Genomic DNA, 22,308 nt, shown 5'->3' on the forward strand with positions numbered 1-22,308 from the left:
CCCCGCAGGCGCAAGCGCCGAGAAGGCTCCCCAACCGCCCGCGGAAAGGGAGCGCCCGCAGTGGAAAGGAACGGTCTAAGTACAAATCCTCCAAAAACGTGGGCAATCTTAATTCAGCTTTCGTTTCAATCAGAGTGGGTGGTTTTTTCATTTATTCAATAAGTAAAAATAACATAAAAAAGAGTAAAAATTCTGAAAATATACGAATTACTTAAGGATTATAATGAAAGGGACGCATGTTCAATCTGTAGTGGAAGGGTGAGTTTAATGTCACGATCGTATTGGTTGACGAATGTTCGGTTGGAAAAAGGCTTCACTTATAATGAAAATGAAGTAATCACCGGCACTGAAACCGGGAAATATCACATTAAGATTGAAAATGGAAAAATATCCTCCATTTTATCGGCAAAGGAAACGATCACAGATCAAGAATTGCAGCATGATGTAGGGGGCCTGCTGATGGTTCCTTCGTTCAAAGAAATGCATATCCATATTGATAAAACATACTACGGCGGTCCGTGGAAGGCTTGCATGCCTGCCATAAACGGAGTGAAAACCAGGATAGCAGAAGAGCAGGTGTTACTGCCTGCGTTATTGCCAACAGCTAAGGCAAGAGCGGAAAAAATGCTCGATCTATTATTGAGTTACGGTTCTACGCATATACGCACCCACTGTAATGTCGATCCCGTAATTGGACTGAAAAACTTAGAGGCCACGATCCAGGCTCTGGAAGGCTACAAAGATAAATTGACGTATGAAATCGTCGCATTCCCGCAGCATGGACTTTTACGTTCGGATTCGGTGGGGCTAATTAGGGAAGCCATGAAAAATGGGGCCAACCTGGTCGGAGGTGTCGACCCCGCTACCATTGATGAAAATATCGAGCGATCGCTTGCAACGATCATGGATATCGCGGTTGAATCGAATTCGGATATCGATGTCCATCTTCATGATCCGGATCAGCTTGGGCTGTTTACGATGCAACGGCTTGCTTCCATGACGGAAGACGCTGGCTGGCAGGGCAGGGTAACGGTAAGCCACGCAAGCGGCTTGGCGGATCTATCCGTTTCTGAGGCGACGAGTATAGCCGAACGGTTTTCGGAATTAGGCATATCGATTACATCCACTGTGCCTATTTTCAGAACGATCCCGATCCCGCTGCTTCATGAAAAAGGAGTGAAAGTCGAACTGGGTAATGACAGCATCACGGATCACTGGACACCATTCGGGATTGGCGACAATTTGGAAAAAGTCGGGCGCCTTGCGGAAAGGTTTCGCATGATTGATGAGCGTTCTTTGGCAAGCAGCCTTCAATTCATAACTGGAGGAAGGACACCGTTAAACCAAGAAGGAGTCAAAACATGGCCTAATGTTGGCGATGAGGCGAATATCGTCCTGGTTGAAGCCGGCTGTTCAGCGGAAGCGGTGGCTAGAAGGGCGAAGCGTGCCGCTGTCATATTTAGGGGCAATGTCGTAAGTGGATCGATTTCCGCTTTTGAGACGACAGGTGTCTAATCTTCTATTAAAGAGAGTGATTTAATGTATAAAGCATACTGGCTTACAAACGTTACACTTGATAGTGGATATGTATTTGGGAATGAAAGAATTGAAGGAACGAAGACCGACCTATACAATTTGTATATAAATGATGGAATCATTAAGGAAATTCAACTTGCGAATGCTCCTTTGCAAACTCATTTGCCTGTTCAAGACGCAAGTAAGCTGCTTGCACTTCCCGCTTTTAAAGAGATGCATAACCATCTTGATAAGACCTATTTAGGACTGCCATGGAAATCATGCACTCCGGCAGCGAATTTAACGGAACGGTTAAAATTAGAAGCAGAGGAACTCACAGAATTGGCAGAAACCGGGCAGCATCGTGCCGAACACATGCTGCAGCTTTTGTTACAAGGCGGTGCGACGCATGTCAGAACTCATGTGAATATTGATCCGTACATCGGCTTGAAAAACCTGGAGGAAATCCAGAAAGCGCTGGATCATTTCAAAGGGAAAATGACACATGAGATCGTGGCTTTCCCCCAGCATGGCTTGTTAAGAACGAACTCAACGGCGTTAATGAGACAAGCGATGACAGAAGGAGCGTCATTGGTGGGTGGCTTGGATCCGGGCGGAATCGACCAGAATATTGAAGCGTCTCTATATGAAATGATGAACATGGCTGTCGAATTTGATGCAGATATTGATATACATCTACATGATCCAGGTCATCTTGGGTTTTATACGATCAAAAAACTGGCTTCGTTGGTCGAAGAAGCAGGGTGGAAAAACAGGGTCGCCATCAGCCATGCTTTTGCAATCGGTGATGTTTCCGTTGGAGAATCAGCTGAGATGGCGGATGAATTAGCAAGCTTAGGAATTGCCATCATGTCAACGGTGCCGATCAATCGGGTCATGCCACCAGTCGATTTACTGAATGAAAAGGGTGTACACGTAGCTCTTGGTTGTGATGGCTTTTATGACTCATGGTCCCCATTCGGTACAGGTGATATGCTGGAAAAGGCAGGTCGGTTAGCTGAGAGGTACAAATGGAAGGATGAATATTCATTATCTCAATCGCTGCAATTCATTACGGGCGGAGTCAAGACACTAGATCGTGATGGAAATCGTTTATGGCCGAATGTTGGAGATGCTGCGAGTATGGTTTTAGTCGATGCATCCTGCTCTGCCGAGGCCGTTGCAAGAAGATCAAGGCGTGCAGCGGTACTTGCCAATGGAAATTTGGTCTACGGTAAAATTAGCGGTGAAGCTGTTTTGGCGGACAATTAAATAAGAAGGGATGAGGGACTTGAATACAAACTTTTGGTTGAAGAATGCACGGTTGGAATGCGGTTTTCAAAAAGAGGATGAAGTAGTGACAGGAACAATGACCGGACTTTTTCATCTATTGATAGAAGATGGAAAGATCACGCAGATCGTCAAGGATGGAGAGACCATTTCCAATGATGTGCCTGTTGAAGATGCAAAAGGATTGCTCGTGCTTCCGTCCTTCATTGAAAAGCATGTCCATCTTGATAAGACCTTGATGGGAGATGTATGGAGAGCATGTACCCCATCTTCAGGTGTCATTGGCCGCTTTGAAAATGAAAAAAAAGTGCTTCCTACCATTGCAACGAGCACACAAGTGCGTGCGGAATCTTTACTGGAAATACTTTTAGCTTCTGGTTCGACTCATGTAAGAACTCATGTTGATATTTATCCAGAAGTAAAATTGCAAAACCTGGAGCAAGTGCAACAGGCGTTAGAAACCTATTCCAACCGACTCAGTTCAGAAATTGTCGCATTCGCCCAGCACGGTTTGCTGCGATCGAATTCAGTCAAGCTCGTCAGGGAGGCATTGCGAAACGGGGCGGGAATCGTAGGGGCAGTCGATCCGGCCACGATCGATAACGATATTGAAGCATCGCTGGTGCAATTGATGGATTTAGCAGTGGAAGCGAATGCAGATGTTGACCTTCATTTACATGACCCTGGCCATTTAGGGACGTTCACGATGAAGCGGTTGGCAGCTCTGACAAAGCAAGCAGGCTGGGAAGGCAGGGTCGCCGTCAGCCATGCATTCGGCATAGGAGATGTTTCCAAAGCAGAAGCCTATGATTTGGCCAACATTTTAAGGGATGCGGGGGTTTCCATTGTTACAAGCGTCCCAATTAATAGACAAATGCCACCCGTTGATTTATTGCATGAAAGAGGCGTTGAGGTATCGGTAGGTAACGATAATATCTTCGATGTGTGGTCACCACTCGGGAATGGTGACATCCTAGAGAGAGCTGGCAGGCTTGCCGAACGCTTCAAATGGGTTGATGAAGTTTCCCTGTCCCAAACATTGAGGTACATAACGGGCGGAAAAACCCCGCTTGATGAACATGGGAATCACGTATGGCCGAAGGTTGGGGATGCGGCAAGCCTAGTATTGGTTGACGCCAGCTGCTCTGCCGAAGCAGTCGCAAGAAGGTCTGAGCGTAAAGCTGTCATTCACAAAGGACGCATCGTTTCCGGTTCACTAAGTAAACAAAAACTGCCTATGAACGTAAAGGGCTAACCCGAAAAAGGATTTCCGGATACTTCCGGATTTCCTTTTTCGTTTTGGGCAATGTAAGACTAGGTATATCAGGTTTTGAGCGTCCCTCCCGCGTCTTAGTGTTCATGTACTCTATCGTGATAATAAGATAAAATGGAAATGAATTCATGGGATAGAGCCTGTGGCCTGCCGATTAATGTCATATTAAACCTATCTTTTGAAACAAACGGAAGCGGTCTTTTTTACCAATACTGATAACAGAATCATTATCCATGCAATCTGTACCTTCATTCTGGTATGATCGATAACGGAATGCAGATTGCGACGTGGTGTTCAAGCAATGCCAATGCAACTTATCCGGTTAGCGAGGCTTTGGGAAAAGTAATAGAAGCAATACTGCAATTATTTTAATTATGCATTCATTATAAGATTGAATAGCATCATGGGTAAAGGAGATGGAAGCTATGAAAAGTTGGGGATCTTCCGTAACCCTATTTTCTTCTTTTCAATGGTTATTTTTTATTTTTGCAAATACGGTAGTCGTGCCCATATCGATTGGGGCAGCGTTCGATTTACCTGCTGATGTTACGGAAATGACAATGAGGAGCTCGCTCGTTTTCACAGGGATCGCTTGTGTGATCCAGGGTTGGAAGGGGCATAAGTATCCAATCATGGAAGGGCACTCTGGCTTATTGTGGGGAGTGATGCTTAACCTTGGATTATCTGCGCCATCAATCGGTCTCGGTTATGCAGAGATTGGAGGGGGAATAGCTACAGGTCTCCTGGCAGCAGGTGTCGTAACGATGATCATAGCGGCCTTTAACCTGATTTCTTATGTCCAGAAGATTTTCACCCCGATGGTCATGACCGTTTACTTATTCCTCCTGACCTTCCAGCTTATCTTTGTATTCTTTAAGGGGATGCTCGGAATTACCGATGCTGGGGAAGTCAACATCCCGGTCAGTTTCCTTTCGTTGGGGATTGTCTTGTTAGTAAGCATATTGAAGATAAAAGGCCCGAGGACCATTAGCAATTTTTCGATTTTGATCGGAATCATCGTCGGTTGGATTTTTCACGCGTTGCTATTTCCTGCGACCGGTGCTGAATCGGTCCCGAAAAGTGCTTCATTTTCATTATTCCCGTTAGGTATGCCAAACCTTGAATTCGGCATCATTGCGATTGCGTTTTTTGCCGGGTTGCTGAATTTGTGTAACACCTTCGCCTCCATCCAAGCTGCATCGGAAGTATTGGGGGAAGAATCCAATCATAAGCAATATCGCAATTCTATCTTCTTGACGGGCGGATTCACCATTTTATCGCCCTTGCTTGGACTTGTTCCATATACGCCTTTCACCTCATCCATCGGCTTTCTGCAAAGCACCCAGATTTATGAGCGGAGACCGTTTTTACTTGGTGGGGTGCTGTTGGCCGTAATTGGACTGATTCCGCCTTTTATTTCTTTCCTGGCCACGATGCCAATAACGGTGGGGAATGCAGTCTTGTTCGTTGCGTACCTTCAATTGTTCGGCACGGCCTTCAACAGCGTCAAGGGGCAGTATTTCACTTCGGACACGATCTTTAGGCTTGCCGTACCAGTATTGATCGGCGTTAGCTTGATGAACGTACTGCCAAGTGCCTTCGCCAATGTTCCGACCCTTTTGCAGCCATTCTTAACGAATGGTCTCATCATGGGCGTATTGATTTCGATCGTGCTGGAGAAATCGGTAAACTGGAAGCGTTTTGAACAGGTGGAGAACTAACCGTATACAAATATCCACCATGAATAAGGAAAAACACGAAAACCGGAAGGAGTCATCCTTCTGGTTTTTTTGTTTGGGTTTAATTTATCAAAAAATGTAATGCTGAACTTTCCCCCCCCCCCCCGCTTTTCATTTCATGAGCCACACGAAAATAGGCTTTCGAATCAGTGGCATTACCTACTTCCTTTACATATTTTGTTGAAGGGAGTATTTGACGTGGCGAATTCCCTGACTATTTCTTGTTGTTACAAAGGATTATTTTATTAATGAATATACGGAGGTTATATAAATGAATGAGTTTCAAAATCAACTTCAAATGTTGAATGTTGACGATTTTCAGGTAAGTCAGCCGGTGCCTTGGGAACAAAATCAGCAACAGTATTCCATGGAGGATTCCCGTCTTATTGGAGGCTGCTTCGGCTGTTTCTTGTGCTTTGGCTGTTTTGGCTGCGGAGGTTGCGGCGGTCGTTGTGGCGGATGCGGTGGACGTTGTGGCGGAGGCCGCTGCGGCGGTTGTGGCGGATGTGGCGGACGTTGTGGCGGAGGCCGCTGCGGCGGACATTGATAACATGAGGAGGTGTCCCTGCAGAGATGTTGCAGGGACTTTCTTTGGAGTTTAGACATATGAGACAAATTGTTATACATAGGATGAAAGTGAAGTGATAGAAGCTGAGCTTAGAAAAGCTTCGGGTCAGGAGGTGCAAAATGGTGAATGTGAGCCCTTCCATGCGATTGAAAGTGAAAAGGGACACGTTTTTTTTCCCTGAACCAAATAGAGGCGTATATTTCAGGAATAATATAAGTTCGTTCCGTATGGAAGGAAGCGCGGTCGTCAAGTGGATCGAAATGCTGCTGCCGATGTTTAACGGCGATCATACGTTACGTGAGATGACGGATGGATTGCCTGGCCCATACAGGAGCCGCGTTATGGAAATCGCCGAGGTTTTGTACAGAAATGGATTTGTTCGGGATATAAGTCAGGACAGTCCTCATCAATTGAGCGATCAGGTTGTAAAGACCTACGCCTCCCAAATCGAGTTCCTTGACAGTTTTGGTGAGTCAGGAGCTAGCCGTTTTGAAGCGTATCGACAAAAGAAGGCGCTGGCAATCGGCTCTGGACCGCTGTTCCTTTCATTGGTGTCTTCACTGATTGAATCGGGTCTGCCCAAATTCCATTTTCTCATCACGGATACGGTACAAACCAATAGGCAGAGACTATCGGAAATCGTTGCACATGGGCACAGCACGGACGATGACGTGGCGATAGAGGAGGTTTTGGCGGGGAAGGAAGAGAATCCGCAATGGCAGGAGATCGTCCGGACGTTCGATTCGGTATTATATGTGTCACAGGAGGGCGATATAGAGGAATTGAGAGAACTTCATTCGGTTTGCAGGCAAGAGGGGAAAGAGCTGTTCCCGGCGGTAATTCTCAATCAAGTTGGTTTGGCAGGTCCGCTTGTCAGCCCGCACTCCAATGGTTGCTGGGAGTCAGCGTGGCGTCGGTTACATCAAACCGTGCTCGAGGGGAATCAGGCATCCGGCACATATTCCGCCACAGCTGGCGCGATGCTTGCAAATGTCATGGTATTCGAGTGGTTTAAAGAGGCTACGGGTGTCACGGCGGCAGAGCAAGACAATCAATTTTATCTGTTAAATACAGAAACATTGGAAGGGAGCTGGCATCCGTTCCTGTCCCATCCGGGGGTGACGGGAAAAGGGAATGCTAAATGGGTCCGGGATTTCGAACAAAAGCTCGGGCAAGATTCGAACCGGGGGGAACCGAGTAAGGTATTCATGCTTTTTGCTAGATTGACATCCGAGCAATCAGGCATATTCCATAGCTGGGAGGAGGGAGAGCTAAAGCAGTTGCCGCTGGCTCAATGCCGCGTTCAGGTTGCCGATCCGCTGTCAGATGGTCCTGCCATGCTCTTGCCTGAAATCATAGGCTCTGAACTGACCCATGAGGAAGCGAGAAGGGAGTCTGGTCTCTCGGGAATCGAGGCTTATGTATCACGAACATTAAATCAACACGTTGCGACTCTTCCGCCGCTCCATGATGGCTTAGCTGAGATAAAGGAAACGATTGCAGTTGGAGCAGGGGCAACGTTTGCTGAATGTGTATGCCGGGGACTGAAAAACTGCTTGAAAGCGGAGTTTGCGAACAGGAATTTCAGCAAGGAGGAGCTTGTTTCGGTGCGGTTGGCAGAGGTGAATGATGAACGCTGCACGTATTACTTACAGGCATTAAGGCGGTTGCAAGGTGAACCGACCATCGGGCTTGGCGGTGATGTGTCCGGTTTTCCAGCAGTTTGGGTAGGAACGAGTGCTGGCTGGTCCGGTGCCGTCGGCTTGAATGTCACGCTCGGCTTGCGGGACGCGTTGAAACAAGCGGTTATGAAGGCACAAAATCAAACCGTTCGCCCAACGGCCCCGGAATTGCGGACATCAACGGAACCGCAACAAGGCGACTCGGATAGCTTTGTGATTCCTTCGTTTGAGGCGGCAACGAACGCCGAGATTGTACGCTCCGCGATGCAAGTCGTAAAGAAGAGCGGGAAGCGAATTTTCGTTTTCGAAGTGGAAGCGGAGCCGCTCTTGAAAGAAGAACTGGAAGGGGTGTTTGGGTTGTTTTTGCGAGAGGAGGAATCAGGGTGAAGGCTGACGTATCGGTTGTCGGGGAAGGCGTGTTGGCCGACCAAGTCCATCGGCAATTAGCCAGCACATACCAGGTTAATCGCCTATCCGATTTCGCGGAAGAAATCCCGCAAGCGACTGCTTTGGTCCTTGTGCTTGAGGATGCCTGGAATCCCGCCTTGCATCTAAAGGCAGAAGAGCTAGTAAGGTCACGAAACATCCCTTGGCTGCGGGGATTCGTATCATTTGGAGAGGGAGTGGTCGGCCCCTTGGTGCGTGCAGGCATTCCCGGCTGCTCACAATGTGCAGATCTAAGGCAGCTCATGGCAGGACGTGACCGCAAGGAAATGTGGGGCATAAAAAAACAGCTCCAGGAAAATGGAGGGATCGGGCGTGATGCCGCAGCGTCGCGCACAGGACTTCTGCAGATGTCTCACCTGATCATGGAAGAGGTTAGGAGGTTCATGAGCGGTGACCATGTCCATTCAGAGGGGCGGGTTGGATTACTCAATCTGAAAACACTTAATGTATCGTGGCATACGTTTTTACCTGATCCATTGTGTCCCGTTTGCAGTCAATTGCCGGATGACACGAGCGATCGAGCAAGAATATCATTACAGCCAAGCCCAAAGATCAGTCCCGATAGTTACCGAACCCGTTCAATGGACGATCTGGGCAAAGTTCTTGCCCGGGATTATTTGGACGCTCGCACGGGTTTCCTGAATAATAAAGTGACCGACCTTGTGCCGCCCTTTGCCGATGTTAGTGTTAATTTGCCTTTGTTCATAGGCGATGAAGCAACGGCTGGTCGGACTCTTTCATACGCTGCAAGCGAGATGACGGCCATATTGGAGGGTCTTGAACGATATTGCGGAATCGAGCCACACGGCAAGCGAACCGTGGTGCACGACAGCTACAACAACCTGAAAAACCAAGCACTCGATCCGATCAAGATAGGTGTACACGCTAAGGAAAATTATGCTCAACCCGATTTTCCGTTTCAGCCGTTCAATCCTGACCGCGCGATAGATTGGGTATGGGGATATTCGTTCCAGCAGGAGCGGCCGATCTTAATTCCAGAGCGGCTTTCCTATTACAGCTTGGGCTGTGGCAATGGATTTGTGTATGAAACCTCCAATGGATGCGCTCTTGGCGGCAGTTTGGAGGAGGCCATTTTCTACGGCATTATGGAAGTGGTGGAACGTGATTCGTTTCTGATGACATGGTATGCACAACTGCCACTCAACCGGATTGACCCAAATTCGGCAAATGATAAAGAGCTGGAATTGATGATAGACAGAGCAAGGGCTGCGGCCGGTTATGATATCCAGTTATTCAATTCGACGATGGAGCACGGTATACCGAGCGTATGGGCGCTGGCAAAAAACAGGAAACAAAAGGGATTGAATCTCATATGCGCAGCAGGGGCCCATCTTGACCCGATCAGGGCGGTGAAAAGCGCGGTTTTCGAGTTGGCGGGCATGATGCTCACCCTTGATCAACAATTGGAAAAAAACAAGGAAGAGATCGAGAAGATGTTCGAAGATTCCTCCCTTGTACGGAAAATGGATGACCATGGCATGCTGTATGGTCTGCCGCAATCGGAAGCACGACTGGATTTTCTGCTGAATGCGGATCGGCCGATGCGGACGTTTGCTGAAGAATTCACGAAAAAGGAGAAGCATCAGGACTTGACTGATGATCTGCAAGACATTCTTCAGGAGTTTCGCCGCTTAAAGCTCGAGGTGATTGTGGTCGACCAGACGACGCCTGAAATCGAGCGGAATGGATTGCATTGCGTGAAAGTGCTGATTCCGGGAATGCTGCCGATGACATTCGGCCATCATCTTACACGGGTGACAGGACTTGAGCGAGTACTCAGGGTACCAATGGAGCTTGGATTTGCAAAACGGCCGCTTGAATTCGCACAGCTCAACCCGCATCCGCATCCGTTTCCATAAACGGTGACCAAGGAGGTAGGGGGATGAGTTTAGACACATTTTTGCATAATTTGCATTTTGACATTGAAAAGGCAAGTCCACCTGATTGGGAAGTGGATTGGGAGGATGCACCGCTTCCGTTTAAGCTCTACCGTGGCTTGCCACAGTTTCCGTTGACACTTGAGGTGCCGCTTACGCTTGATGGACCTGCCGATTTTTCGAAGCGTGGCGTAGGAGGAATCGGTCATTTTCTCTGGTATGCCTATGGACTTACCCAAATCAGTCAAGCACCTAGAGCCTCTGATCCTGATGACCTCATGCAGTCATTCAGGCGTTACCCGCCATCAGGTGGGGGGCTTTATCCTAGTGAGCTGTATGTGTACTTGAAGACAGAGGAATTTCCTGATGGGGTTTATCATTATGATGCGGCACACCATCGATTGGTGCTTTTGCGGGAAGGGAATTTTGATTCATATTTAACGAAAAGCCTTGGTGATCGCTGCAATCTATCCGCATGCTTTGGCGTTATATTCGTTTCGACGATGTTTTGGAAAAACTTTTTCAAATATAATAATTTTTCATATCGGCTGCAAGGCCTTGATGCGGGGGTGCTCATCGGACAGCTGCTTGAAGTGGCCAAACGGTTCGGTATGAATACGAAGGTGTGCTTTCAATTCCTGGATCGCGCCATCAATCATCTCCTTGGACTATCGGAAGAAGAAGAAAGCACCTATGCCATGATCGCCTTATCGAAGGAACGAGCAAATGTGTGTACGAGTGATAAGAATACAGAAGCTGTCACCTCGGCCGATTTGTGCCGGGAATTGCCGGATATCCAGACGGAACACTATGTTCGGTCGCTCGTGGTCAAGGAATTCCCGATGGTAACGACAATGAATCGAGCATCGATGATCGAAACCAGCAGGACGATACAACCGATCGAACCAAAGGAAGGACGGAAGTGCGAGGGACATGTAATTGCCCTGCCTATCGTGAAGAGGTTGTCCTATGATTTGGCTTCGGTTTGCAAAAAACGATTTTCACCTGAGATGGACTTCGTTTTAGGAAAGGTAAGTCAAGTGCAACTGGCACTGCTCCTCCAAGAATCAACAGCTTCATTCGCCTATCGAAATGATCTGGATAAATCAAGTGTAGACACCGAGCACCGCGTCTCCATCTATGTTAGCTTATATAATGTAGAAGACTTGGAAAATGGATCGTATCAATATGATGGCAAAACACATTCGTTAATATTGATACGACCGGGCGATCACCGGCTTCAACTGCAATCCGGAATGTCACTGGATATCTTGAACTTCCAGCAAGTCCCCATCTGCATCCATGTGGCGGGCGATCGCACCTACTTCAAGTCACAGCTTGGATATAGGGGATACCGCATCCAGCAAATGGAGGCGGGAATGCTTGTCCAGCGAATATTGTTAGCGGCGTCTGCCCTCGGAATGAATGGGCACCCCCTCCTCGGGTTCGACGTCCATATGTGTGATGAGCTCTATAAAATGTCCGGTTCCCAAGGAAAAACAAGCCTGATTCAAATCCCGATCGCACCGTATCGCAATCGACCGTGGCTAAAAGCTGGACTGCACAGCTAAACATAAGAAACGAAGGCCACCATCCCTTTCTGGAGATGGTGGCCTTCGTTATTTGAAGAAGAGGGGAATCAGTGGGTATCCGTTAATGCTTGCAACGTCCTTTCCCTAATACTTATCCTGTTCTTATAATCCTTTGCAACCAATTCGGTATAAAGCAAATCAAAAAGCAATAAGAGCGGAAGCAATGGAAAGATGTTCTGTCCCATATGCATGCTATTTTTGCTTGTGACCAATAGCGATATGTCACTTAACTGTGAGAGCTCGGAATTTTTATCGCCAGTAAAAACCAAGATCAGTGAGCCTTGTTTCTTCGCTATTTTCACCGCGCGAATGACCTCTTTTGTTGTGCCGCTAATGGAAATGCCGATGACAACGCTATCTCGGTTGCTTAAAGCTGCATCCATCATCGATTGATGCGGGTCGGTTATCGCCTCGACTGACAGCCCGATCCTGAAAAACTTCGATTTGAACTCATGTGCCGCTATACCTGAACTTCCTATTCCATAGACATGTATCTTTTTTGCCTTGGTAAGCAAAGATACCGCTTTATGGATATCTTCATAAGAAGTAATATGAAAGGTATGATCGATGATGCCCAAGTGATCTTGACATAATTTCGCAAAATAATCGACATTTTTAGATCCTTCATATGTATCGGCGTATTTTGGAGATCGACGAATCTTTTTAACTCATGCTTAAATTCATTAAATACGGAAAAAGCTAATTTTTGACAGAAACGCGTTATCGTTGCCGCCGAGATATGCAGCTTTTTAGCGATTTGACTAATCGTTAACTGACTCACTTCCTCCGGGTGTTGTAGTATATATTTGGCTAATTCTTCTTCCGTTTTGGTGAATTTGCTCATACTGCACTCAATTCCATATATGAGGTTTTCTGCTAAGTATTCCATATGACCACCCATTCAGGCAAAATATAAGATATGTAAAGTTTAATGTAACCATTAAGGCCGTCAATAACCGAAATCTTTAAAGAAGTGGGAGTCATTATAATCGCCCAACCTGTAAAGATTCAACCCGTTTAATCCAGCTCTTCCTTGAAAGCGTTTATTTGCTGGACAAAACAATAAAGTTGTAGGAAGATGTTCTAATGGCATTCAGCCAATTAATCGTTTCCCGATGCCGATGCTTGCCGAGAAATGATGGGAGTATCATATAAAATTTTGAAAGAAAAGCTACTTAAATTATTCTTATATAAAATTATAAAATCTAGTATAATGAAATTGTCCAACGATACCTATCTTCCGTAAAATTGGGCTGATGTTGCATTGGATAGGGTTCACCCCAATAATAGAGCCAAAATCCCAAAATCCCTTTGCTTTCAAAGATCCATTTGAAAGTAATTGAAGGGGTGTTATATTATTCGTTGGAAAACATTTTTGAAGAATGTATGAAGGTAGGGGAGCGAATATTATAATTATAAGGCTCGTTCCAGGTTAAATGATGGAACCAACCATTCCAAAACTGATGTGATGCACAAAGGTGAAGAGAAGAATTTACGTTTTAAAAACATGGGGGCGCAAGAGAAATGATGATAGATGAAAAAACAATCCGAATCGAGAAAGACTTTCTAGGTGAAAAGGAAATTCCAGTTAATGTGTATTATGGGATTCAGACTTTACGCGCAGTGGAAAATTTTCCGATTACCGGATACAAGGTTAATGAAGAAATGATTCGTGCCTTGGCGATGATAAAAAAAGCGGCCGCGTTAGCCAACATGGACACAAAACGGTTGTATGAAGGAATTGGGGAAAATATCGTAAAAGCTTCTGATGAAGTGATCGAAGGAAAATGGCATGAATATTTCATCGTCGATCCAATTCAAGGTGGCGCCGGTACATCCATGAATATGAACATTAATGAAATCGTTGCCAATCGGGCCATAGAATTAATGGGACATGAAAAAGGGGATTACTCAAAAGTTAGTCCTAACAGCCACGTTAATATGTCCCAGTCGACCAATGACGTCTTCCCGACGGCGATTCATATCTCGACGCTGCGACTATTGGAACAATTACTAGAGACGATGACGAAGATGGGTTCCGTCTTTAAAGCAAAAGCAAAACAATTCGATCACGTTATCAAAATGGGCCGTACTCATCTTCAAGATGCCGTGCCCATTCGTCTCGGCCAAGAATTCGAGGCATATAGCCGTGTGCTTGAGCGGGATATAAAAAGGATAAGTCACTCTCGCCAGCACTTATATGAAGTGAATATGGGAGCAACAGCTGTTGGAACGGGATTGAATGCAGATCCACGCTATATCGAAAATGTTGTGAAGTATTTAGCTGAAATTAGCGAAATGCCGCTAGTGGGTGCAGAACATTTGGTGGATGGCACACAAAACACGGATGCTTATACCGAAGTGTCAGCTGCATTGAAAGTATGTATGATGAACATGTCAAAAATCGCGAACGATCTACGTTTGATGGCTTCTGGCCCAAGAGCTGGCTTAGCGGAAATCACGCTTCCAGCACGTCAACCAGGTTCATCGATCATGCCAGGAAAAGTGAATCCGGTCATGCCTGAACTGATCAACCAAGTTGCTTTCCAGGTAATTGGGAATGATAATACAATCTGCTTGGCATCAGAAGCGGGGCAATTGGAATTGAACGTAATGGAGCCTGTACTCGTATTCAATTTATTACAGTCGATCAGCATCATGAATAATGCCTTCAATGTATTCACCGATTATTGCTTGGAAGGTATCGAAGCAAATGAGGAACACTTAAAAGAATATGTCGAAAAAAGCGTTGGCGTCATCACGGCCGTCAATCCGCATCTCGGATATGAAGTCGTTTCACGTATCGCGCGTGAAGCGATTCTAAAAGGCAAATCCGTTCGCGAACTTTGCCTGCAGTATGATGTGCTGACGGCAGAAGAATTGGATTTGATCCTAAACCCTTATGAAATGACCAAGCCTGGTATAGCAGGTGCTTCTCTTTTCGATCGGGAATAAAAAATTTTCAGAAGAACTATGCCTGCTTAGTTAGAGGCATAGTTCTTTTTCTTGTTCAGGCATGTTGTTCACTACAATTGAATAACAAGGATGTTGCTTTAAATACTTTTTCTGCTTCTTAAGTTCCGAAAGAATTTGTCCAGACTGTTACGCCCGTCTTTTAAAAAACATTTAGAGTGATTGCCCCTCTAATTCTTTTGGTTATTTTGGGTAATAATTATTAATAGGGGCAACTTGTTACAGCGATAATAATCAATCCAATTTCATAGTACATAACGCTATATCATAAAAAGCCCTGATTAAAAAAAGCACGTAAGCATGAACAACAACAATTCGAACGCTTTGTCATGCCTGCAGAACCGACTAACTTATACACGGATGTGAACCTAAAACATAAAGAACTCAATCAGTGGGAACATAGAGTGATTAAGGATGGCCCACTGGATGAGGGTTTTGCTAGTGAAAGGAGGAAATAATAAATGGCTTTATTCACTTTACAAGATATTTCCGTCGCTTATGGCAAACAGAAAATTTTAAAGGACTTCAGCCTTGAGATTGAGAAAGGGAAATTGGTCTCACTCCTTGGACCAAGCGGCTGTGGGAAAACGACGACTCTGCGTGTGATTGCCGGGTTGTTAAAGGCGAACGGAGGAAAATTTCTATTCAAGGATAAGAATTATATGAAGGTTCCCGTCAACAAGCGGAACTTTGGCTTTGTGTTTCAGAGCTATGCATTATTTCCGCATTTGTCGATCTTCGATAATATTGCATTCGGTCTTCGTCTAAGAAAGAATTCAAAAGCTGAAATCGAAAAAAAGGTAAGGAATGTGCTGGAAATCGTTAATTTAACAGGATGTGAAAAACGATTTCCGGAAGAGCTTTCTGGAGGGCAAAAGCAGCGCGTTGCGATTGCGAGGGCGCTGGTGATAGAACCGGATATCCTCTTATTTGACGAGCCATTGAGTAATCTTGATGCGAAATTAAGGGTGAATATGCGGGCCGAGATTCGCAGGATTCAACAGGAACTTGGAATTACAACGGTTTATGTTTCCCATGACCAGGAAGAGTGCTTGGCGATATCCGATCAAGTGGCGATCATGAATAAGGGGGCCATCGAGCAGTTTAGTGACCCTGCGACCATTTACCAATATCCTCAAACCAAATTCGTCGCGGATTTCATCGGCTTCCAAAACTTCATAGACTTCGATAAGCGGACGGATCATCACGATAAAATTGAGCTAAAAAAATCCGGCTACTCCTTTGTATTGGATAAGGATGCGCGGATGACCAATAACGCTGGGAAAATAGGTGTGATCAGACCGGGCGATCTTCTGATCAAGGAAAAGGGTGACGCTTGCGCCGTTCAGGAAAATAGCTTATCCGGCCGTGTCAAGGTGAGTACGTATCTTGGAAGAAGCTATCAATACGTCGTTGAAACGCCGATAGGGGATTTCATCGTCAACAAGGAAAGTGCGGAATCCTTTCGGACGGGGCAGGAAATCGTTCTTGAAGTTCCGAGAAACCAGATGGTGCTTGTCGATTGAGTTAAGTTAATAAGGTGATTCCAACTTACTTTAATTTCCATTAAGTGAAAGATATGATAAAATGGAGGAACAACTGAGGGTAGAGTGGTTGGTCACATACTTTTCCATCTATAGATGGAAAGGAGGTGACTGTATGTTTCATTTCTTATTGAACGTAATTGTGGATATGGGTAAAGAGATATTTGTTGCAGTAGCAACCAGTCTTATCCTGTCTATGTTCGCCAAGAAACGGAAAAAGAACCACTCATCCTCCCAAGATGGCAATGGTTCTTCTTCTGACGATTAAATTAAGTTAGTTGTGACCAACCACTCTTGCTAGTTGTCAGCCTCATGTTAGCGCATGGGGCTGTTTTTATTTTATGATAATATAAGGATAACATACCCCGATTTTAAAGTAAATATTCAGACATTGAAGGGGAGTTACGGAAGCAGCATGAGAAAATGAATGCTAAAACCTTGATTAACGAACAAAAGAAAGAGCGTGCTCTGAAAAATATTGATCAAAACATGCTCTTAATATATTCCATTGAATGGTTCTATTATTTTCCTTTAAAGCGCAGGTTGGTAATATAAACTACTCTGAAAAGTTCATATTGTTGGGTACGATAAACCTTTATAAAGGTGACATTAAAAATGACTCAGATTGTTGATACTGGAACAGCATCACTATTTTGCACAGGTGGCTTCGCATCAGATGGGATACCGGGTTTGTAAGCCAATCCTTTTGTGCTTGCGATGAACTCGGCTTTTGCTTTTTCTAGAATGCCATTTTGATCTAGCAGCAATTCATATGCAGATAACGCCATTACTTTCGCTGCGTAATGCATCCCCTTCATGCCGATTGATGAACCAAATGAGGCCGTAGCCTGCCAGGTATGGAACTGAACTCCGAGCGGTGCGCAGGTGGTCATGATTTGTCCGACCGGCGTGATCCAAGAGACATCGCCAACATCCGATGATCCACCCATGGTTATACCGAAATGTTTACTGTTGTGATAGAAACCTGTATCGAGTATTTTGTTAGCATCTGCACTTATGACTTGATCTTTAGCTGCGGCCAACACAGCTGGATCAACCGTTTGGCGGAGTTCTTCAGAGAATTTCTCCTCTTCTTGGGTAAAAACCATTGATCCTGCTGCTTCCGCTTGTGTATACATAAGCTCATTTAGCGCTAGATTTGGCAATGTATCGTAGCATCCAGATTTGATTTCCCAGTGTACCGAGGTTTCTGTCATCATAGCTGCCCCCTGGGCCACTTTAATTAATCTTTCTTTCAATTCTTCCACCTGCTTACGGTCTGCACTGCGTAAGAAATAATAAACGCTAGCGGTATCTGGCACGATATTCGGTGCCATCCCCCCGTTCGTAATCTGATAGTGGATTCGGGAACCATCCGGCACATGCTCCCGTAAATAGTTAGAACCTACATTCATTAGCTCTACTGCGTCTAGTGCACTACGGCCAAGATGTGGGGCCGCACCAGCATGGGAAGTTCTTCCGGTAAAGTAAAATTCGATTGCAGTTAATGCCTGAAAACGAAAATTTGCGGTCATATTGGTCGTTCCCGGATGCCATGTAAGGGCGCAGTCTAAATCATCAAATATGCCCACCCTCGCCATAAATGTCTTTCCTGAGAGGAGTTCTTCAGCAGGACAGCCATAATATCGAATGGTTCCCGCCAGCATTTCCGTATCGATTACTTCCTTAAGAGCAATCACAGCTTCTACCCCGGCTGTTCCGAGCAAGTTGTGCCCACAACCATGTCCGGGTCCATTTTGAACGACCGGGTCATAATTCGGAGTGGCTTGTTGAGATAATCCTGGTAGGGCGTCAAATTCACCAAGAATACCTATGACTGGTTTTCCTTTTCCGTATTCTGCAACAAATGCAGTTGGGACATCACCTATCCCAGAAGTGATCTTAAACCCCGCTTCTTTTAACGTCTTGATTTGCAAGGTAGATGCAAAGGTTTCCGTATAGCCTACTTCAGGGTGGTCCCAAATCTGTTTGGCGATATCTGTAAATTTTGCTTCATTCTCATCAATCCATTTTGTAATGTTCAATTTCCCCATTCTTATCACACCTCTCGTTTGTATAGTAATTACCTGAAATAAGTCCTTCAACCAACTGTTTTTACAGATGAATCTGTTACTTCTTGATTTCTTTTAGCTGACGGTAAAAAACATGCAATGACACCAGCGATTAAGCAGCAAACAGTTAAGAATAAGAACGCACTTTTATAAGATCCGCCTGACGAAGCGATAAGAGCACCCATGATCATCGGGGAAAAAATTCCTGCAGCTTGACCTCCGAAATTCAATATACCAAATGCGGTACCCACTACCTTCTGTTCCATAACCCGGTGGGGGAGCGTGAAGATAAAGCTCATCACAAATGACATGAAAGTAAAAGCAATGCACTGATATATAATAACTTGGACAATGCTGGTAGAAAGTGTCATCAAATAAAGTGAGACACCCATAATAAAGATTCCCGTGATTACTCCATACTTTGCATTAGAACCAACCTTATTAATGATTCGACCGCTTATTATCATGCCTGCTGCCATGAACAAGGTGGGGATGGCACTGATTATTCCAATTGATTTAAGATCAATTCCAAGAACCTGCATCAGGTATGAAGGCATCCAGGAAGAGAGGCCCCAGCCTGTAATATTAATAAAAAAGAAGACTAGAAGAACTTTCCATAAATAGGGGTTTATAAGTAGCTGTTTATACTCTTCTTTCTTAGGCTTATGTGCTTTATCGGAATTAGAGTATCCACCTGCTTGTCTTGTGGATAGGAGGAACCAGACTACAAAGATAATACCTAATAGGGATATCACCCAAAATACATGACGCCACCCTAGCCATACAAGTAGAGGAGCACAAATAATCGGTGCAAGAGCCGCGCCAAGTGAATTTGAGGACATCATTGTTGATTGGGCTTTCGTCCTTTTATCTGCCGGGAAATAATCAGATATGGCTTTAGTACTTGCTGAAGGATATCCTCCTTCCCCGATTCCGAACAGAAAACGAATAAGAAGTAACGAAGTGAGGGACCATGCCAGTCCAGTCAATGCAGTAAATACCGACCAGAACAAAACAGCTATAACGATGACCTTTCGTGATCCAAAACGGTCTGCGAGCCAGCCTCCTGGAATCTGCATCAACGCATAACCCATGAAGAAGGCACTTAATACAATTCCTAATTTTGACGCGTCAAGTGATAAATCTTCTCCGATTTTTAATATGGAGAGACTTACAACGGTTCTGTCAATGTACGATACAATCCAGCCGAAATAGAGGACTAATAAAATCATTTTGCTTTTTGAAGAATTGAGATTGTCCTCCATATAAAACCTCCCTTTTTACTTTAATGATTACAAGTTAAATATTAATAAAACAGGCTATTAGTTGTCATTGTCAGAATAAACAATGTATTCAGAATTCGATTGTGAATCTCTACAATGTGTAAGATAATGAATGGAGAGTTGTACAATTAGTAAAAAAAGAGTTGGGTAAGGGGGAACGCTATGGAACAAAGAGGAATTTTAATGTGCCGATCTGATGAAGCCTTGACATACCATGTCTGGATCTTGGATTCCAGACAGGACTGGGTCCACTTATGTGGGGAACCCCTAACCGATAGTGATCAAAATTTTTTTTCGAATGAAGATACATGGCCGAATTCATCATGCATAGAAAGTAATAATTATGCTACTTGCTACAATCCTCATACCGGTAACCAACTGTTTTTGTTTGTAACGGAAGTTCCTGAAACAACTTCAGTTCGTGCGTCCATACATTCTGGTAGGACGTTATCTAAATTGGAGTCCGATCATTTTGTGTTGCAAGTACGTTATTTGCTCCTTGAACGAACAATCGAGCGGCATTGGCAAGAGAACGATGCATGGCTCGAAGGCTTGCATTCGCTAACTTCCATGCTTGAGTTGAATGAACTGTTACACAACATCATGAAAAACGCATTGATCGCTATTCCAGCCGTAGATAGTGGATTTTTAATGCTTTATGACGCTGAGACGCAAAAGCTTGTCCCTAAAGCAAGCATTGGAATGGGAGCTTCTATCTATGATTTCAAGACGAACTTAGGGGAAGGTGTTGGAGGAAAGGTTTTCCAGAGTGGGATCGGCCACATCTACAATAGAGAACAAGCCTTTGCAGCTATAGCTAATATTCAGGCGAACAACATGAAAAGTTTAATGATTTCAATGGAACATACAGAGGAAAATCCCAATCTAATGGTGATGTCGGTTCCTGTTAGGATGAACAAAGATAAGCTTGGAGTGATGATTGTCCACCAGATTTATAAAAAGCAAAAGCTTACTAATGATGATCTTCGCCGGTTGCAGGGTTTTGCTGATCAGGCAGCGATTGCCATTACCAATGCAAAACTTTTTTCGGATTTAAGGGAAACAAACGAATATTTGGTTAAACGAAACCATATTCATGATGTTTTTACTAAACTCTCTTTTAAGGATTCTGATTTGATAATGGTTGCTAAAACAGTTGAACAGATGACCAATCTTCCTGTTTCTCTTTTTGATTTGACTAAAAATGAGTGGTATCCACATTACTCTCCTCTTTCAAGGAGGCTAATGGATGCGGATATAACAAAAAAATGGGGAAATAGTGTGGAAGCATTGACAGTTACTATTAACGAAACATCCATTCATTTGTATCCCATTGTGAATGATGGAGTTCCAATCGGTTACTTTGTCGTGGAGCTTCACCGATCGCTCCGCCCTCTTGATACGGTAGTGTTGGAGCAGGGTAGTGCTTTAGTTGCACTGAAAATGGTTAATACCTATTCAATGACGGATATGTACTATAAACAATGCTATGAATTTTTTAATGAACTTCTCCAATATAGCGAGCCAAATCAACTTGCTTCCAAATCACGAGATTTTGGTCTATCCCCAGACAAACCACTCTTCGTCACAGTATTGCAACTGAGTGGGAAGGCACAAGTCGTCAAGAAACGAGAAACACACCAGAGAATGCTCATTGCCGCTCTACATAAAGAGCTGGGTTCTTTAGAGTACCTTCTATTCGGTTTTCATGATAAAGTGACGATCATCATGAACGCTAGTACCGAGTCCCTGCAGGAAGTTCTGATCGAAAAATTGAACAAAGTGGTAACGTTATGGACAAATAAGGATGCTCCAATCCTTAGGGGAGGTATAGGCAGACTTTACACAGGACTAGAGCATGTGGCGAGAAGTTCAGAAGAAGCGAATAAGTCGTTAGCTTATCTCTTAAGTCGTGGTACTCCTGGCATTATCAGTTATCAAAGTATTGGCATTAACCGATTATTCCTAAATCAGCAGACCGAGGATATCGAACAATTTATTCAAGAGGTGTTTGCACCGCTCCAATCTCCTAAGGCCAAGTCAAGTGATCTGGAATTGACACTGAGAACATACATTGCAGCTAATCGATCTATATCCGATACGGCAGAACGTTTGCATATTCACCAAAATACACTCTATCATCGAATAAGAAAAATCGAGGAAGCTCTTGCAGTTGATCTAAACGATTCTAATGTTTGGCTTAAGTTGCTCCTAGCCTATCATCTAAGTGAAACGTATTAGAAGGTAAAAGAGAAGGTATTAACTCCTTTAAAAAACTGTGCTGAACAAAGTTAAAAGATTAATCAAACTTTAGAAAACGAAAAAATAATTTGACTCTTTCTTACTGATATGGTATGTTAATTCCAATCTAAGAAAAGGTGTGGTGTTTTATGTCGGGAGTAGGTATCAACTAATTTAGTTGAATAAGGTTC

General features: G+C 44.5%; 17 protein-coding genes. 13 read left to right on the forward strand and 4 right to left on the reverse strand.

Going from position 1 to position 22,308, the window contains the following annotated elements; translation table 11 throughout:
* The 9 genes from ASU00_RS26210 to ASU00_RS12225 all read left to right on the forward strand — a co-directional run.
* Positions 1-215: hypothetical protein (locus ASU00_RS26210; RefSeq protein WP_236712713.1), on the forward strand; the 215-nt coding region annotated here is incomplete at its 5' end.
* Positions 216-267: 52 nt separating this feature from the next.
* Positions 268-1,515, forward strand: coding sequence for an amidohydrolase family protein (locus ASU00_RS12190; protein WP_082630279.1), 1,248 nt, complete (start codon positions 268-270; stop codon positions 1,513-1,515).
* A 24-nt stretch (positions 1,516-1,539) separates the two neighbouring features.
* Complete coding sequence (locus tag ASU00_RS12195) at positions 1,540-2,787, forward strand: amidohydrolase (protein WP_057913746.1); 1,248 nt, start codon at positions 1,540-1,542, stop codon at positions 2,785-2,787.
* Between the two features lie 19 nt (positions 2,788-2,806).
* On the forward strand, positions 2,807-4,060 hold the full coding sequence (locus ASU00_RS12200) for an amidohydrolase (protein WP_057913747.1): 1,254 nt from the start codon (positions 2,807-2,809) through the stop codon (positions 4,058-4,060).
* Between the two features lie 443 nt (positions 4,061-4,503).
* Entirely contained in the window at positions 4,504-5,799 is a 1,296-nt protein-coding gene (locus tag ASU00_RS12205; RefSeq protein ID WP_057913748.1) for a uracil/xanthine transporter, read from the forward strand.
* A gap of 289 nt (positions 5,800-6,088) precedes the next feature.
* Positions 6,089-6,364 (forward strand): heterocycloanthracin/sonorensin family bacteriocin, encoded by a 276-nt coding sequence (locus ASU00_RS24525; RefSeq protein ID WP_082630280.1) that lies wholly within the window; start codon positions 6,089-6,091, stop codon positions 6,362-6,364.
* Between the two features lie 140 nt (positions 6,365-6,504).
* On the forward strand, positions 6,505-8,454 hold the full coding sequence (locus ASU00_RS12215) for a putative thiazole-containing bacteriocin maturation protein (protein ID WP_057913750.1): 1,950 nt from the start codon (positions 6,505-6,507) through the stop codon (positions 8,452-8,454).
* The gene (locus tag ASU00_RS12220) at positions 8,451-10,394 is read left to right on the forward strand and encodes a TOMM precursor leader peptide-binding protein (RefSeq protein WP_057913751.1); all 1,944 of its coding nucleotides are present in this window, start codon (positions 8,451-8,453) and stop codon (positions 10,392-10,394) included. Before ASU00_RS12215 ends, ASU00_RS12220 begins: the two co-directional genes overlap by 4 nt.
* 23 nt (positions 10,395-10,417) lie before the next feature.
* On the forward strand, positions 10,418-11,983 hold the full coding sequence (locus tag ASU00_RS12225; RefSeq protein WP_057913752.1) for a SagB family peptide dehydrogenase: 1,566 nt from the start codon (positions 10,418-10,420) through the stop codon (positions 11,981-11,983).
* A gap of 68 nt (positions 11,984-12,051) precedes the next feature.
* Here ASU00_RS12225 and ASU00_RS26215 read toward each other — a convergent pair whose 3' ends face one another.
* Together ASU00_RS26215 and ASU00_RS26220 are read right to left on the reverse strand one after the other, a co-directional pair.
* Positions 12,052-12,519, reverse strand: a complete 468-nt coding sequence (locus tag ASU00_RS26215; protein WP_236712714.1) for an SIS domain-containing protein — start codon at positions 12,517-12,519, stop codon at positions 12,052-12,054.
* Complete coding sequence (locus tag ASU00_RS26220; protein ID WP_236712715.1) at positions 12,480-12,893, reverse strand: MurR/RpiR family transcriptional regulator; 414 nt, start codon at positions 12,891-12,893, stop codon at positions 12,480-12,482. Before ASU00_RS26220 ends, ASU00_RS26215 begins: the two co-directional genes overlap by 40 nt.
* Positions 12,894-13,528: 635 nt before the next feature.
* Between ASU00_RS26220 and aspA the strand changes: the two genes are divergently transcribed.
* The 3 genes from aspA (at position 13,529) to ASU00_RS25440 (ending at position 16,789) form a co-directional block, all read left to right on the forward strand.
* The gene (aspA, locus tag ASU00_RS12235; protein ID WP_057913753.1) at positions 13,529-14,959 is read left to right on the forward strand and encodes an aspartate ammonia-lyase; all 1,431 of its coding nucleotides are present in this window, start codon (positions 13,529-13,531) and stop codon (positions 14,957-14,959) included.
* A gap of 479 nt (positions 14,960-15,438) precedes the next feature.
* Positions 15,439-16,503 (forward strand): ABC transporter ATP-binding protein, encoded by a 1,065-nt coding sequence (locus tag ASU00_RS12240; RefSeq protein ID WP_057913754.1) that lies wholly within the window; start codon positions 15,439-15,441, stop codon positions 16,501-16,503.
* Positions 16,504-16,636: 133 nt separating this feature from the next.
* Positions 16,637-16,789, forward strand: coding sequence for a hypothetical protein (locus tag ASU00_RS25440; protein ID WP_161809732.1), 153 nt, complete (start codon positions 16,637-16,639; stop codon positions 16,787-16,789).
* Between the two features lie 352 nt (positions 16,790-17,141).
* Here the strand turns inward: ASU00_RS25440 and ASU00_RS12245 are convergent, their stop codons facing one another.
* Both ASU00_RS12245 and ASU00_RS12250 read right to left on the reverse strand, forming a co-directional pair.
* Positions 17,142-18,575: an amidohydrolase gene (locus ASU00_RS12245; RefSeq protein ID WP_057913755.1), complete on the reverse strand. Its 1,434-nt coding sequence runs from the start codon at positions 18,573-18,575 to the stop codon at positions 17,142-17,144.
* A gap of 47 nt (positions 18,576-18,622) precedes the next feature.
* Positions 18,623-19,858 carry an MFS transporter gene (locus tag ASU00_RS12250; RefSeq protein WP_057913756.1) on the reverse strand — a complete coding sequence of 412 codons (1,236 nt, stop codon included), beginning with the start codon at positions 19,856-19,858 and terminating at the stop codon, positions 18,623-18,625.
* A 180-nt stretch (positions 19,859-20,038) separates the two neighbouring features.
* Between ASU00_RS12250 and ASU00_RS12255 the strand changes: the two genes are divergently transcribed.
* Complete coding sequence (locus ASU00_RS12255; protein ID WP_057913757.1) at positions 20,039-22,117, forward strand: helix-turn-helix domain-containing protein; 2,079 nt, start codon at positions 20,039-20,041, stop codon at positions 22,115-22,117.
* The last annotated feature ends 191 nt before the right edge of the window (positions 22,118-22,308 follow it).

This window comes from Peribacillus muralis (assembly GCF_001439925.1).
Taxonomy (GTDB): Bacteria; Bacillota; Bacilli; order Bacillales; family DSM-1321; genus Peribacillus; species Peribacillus muralis.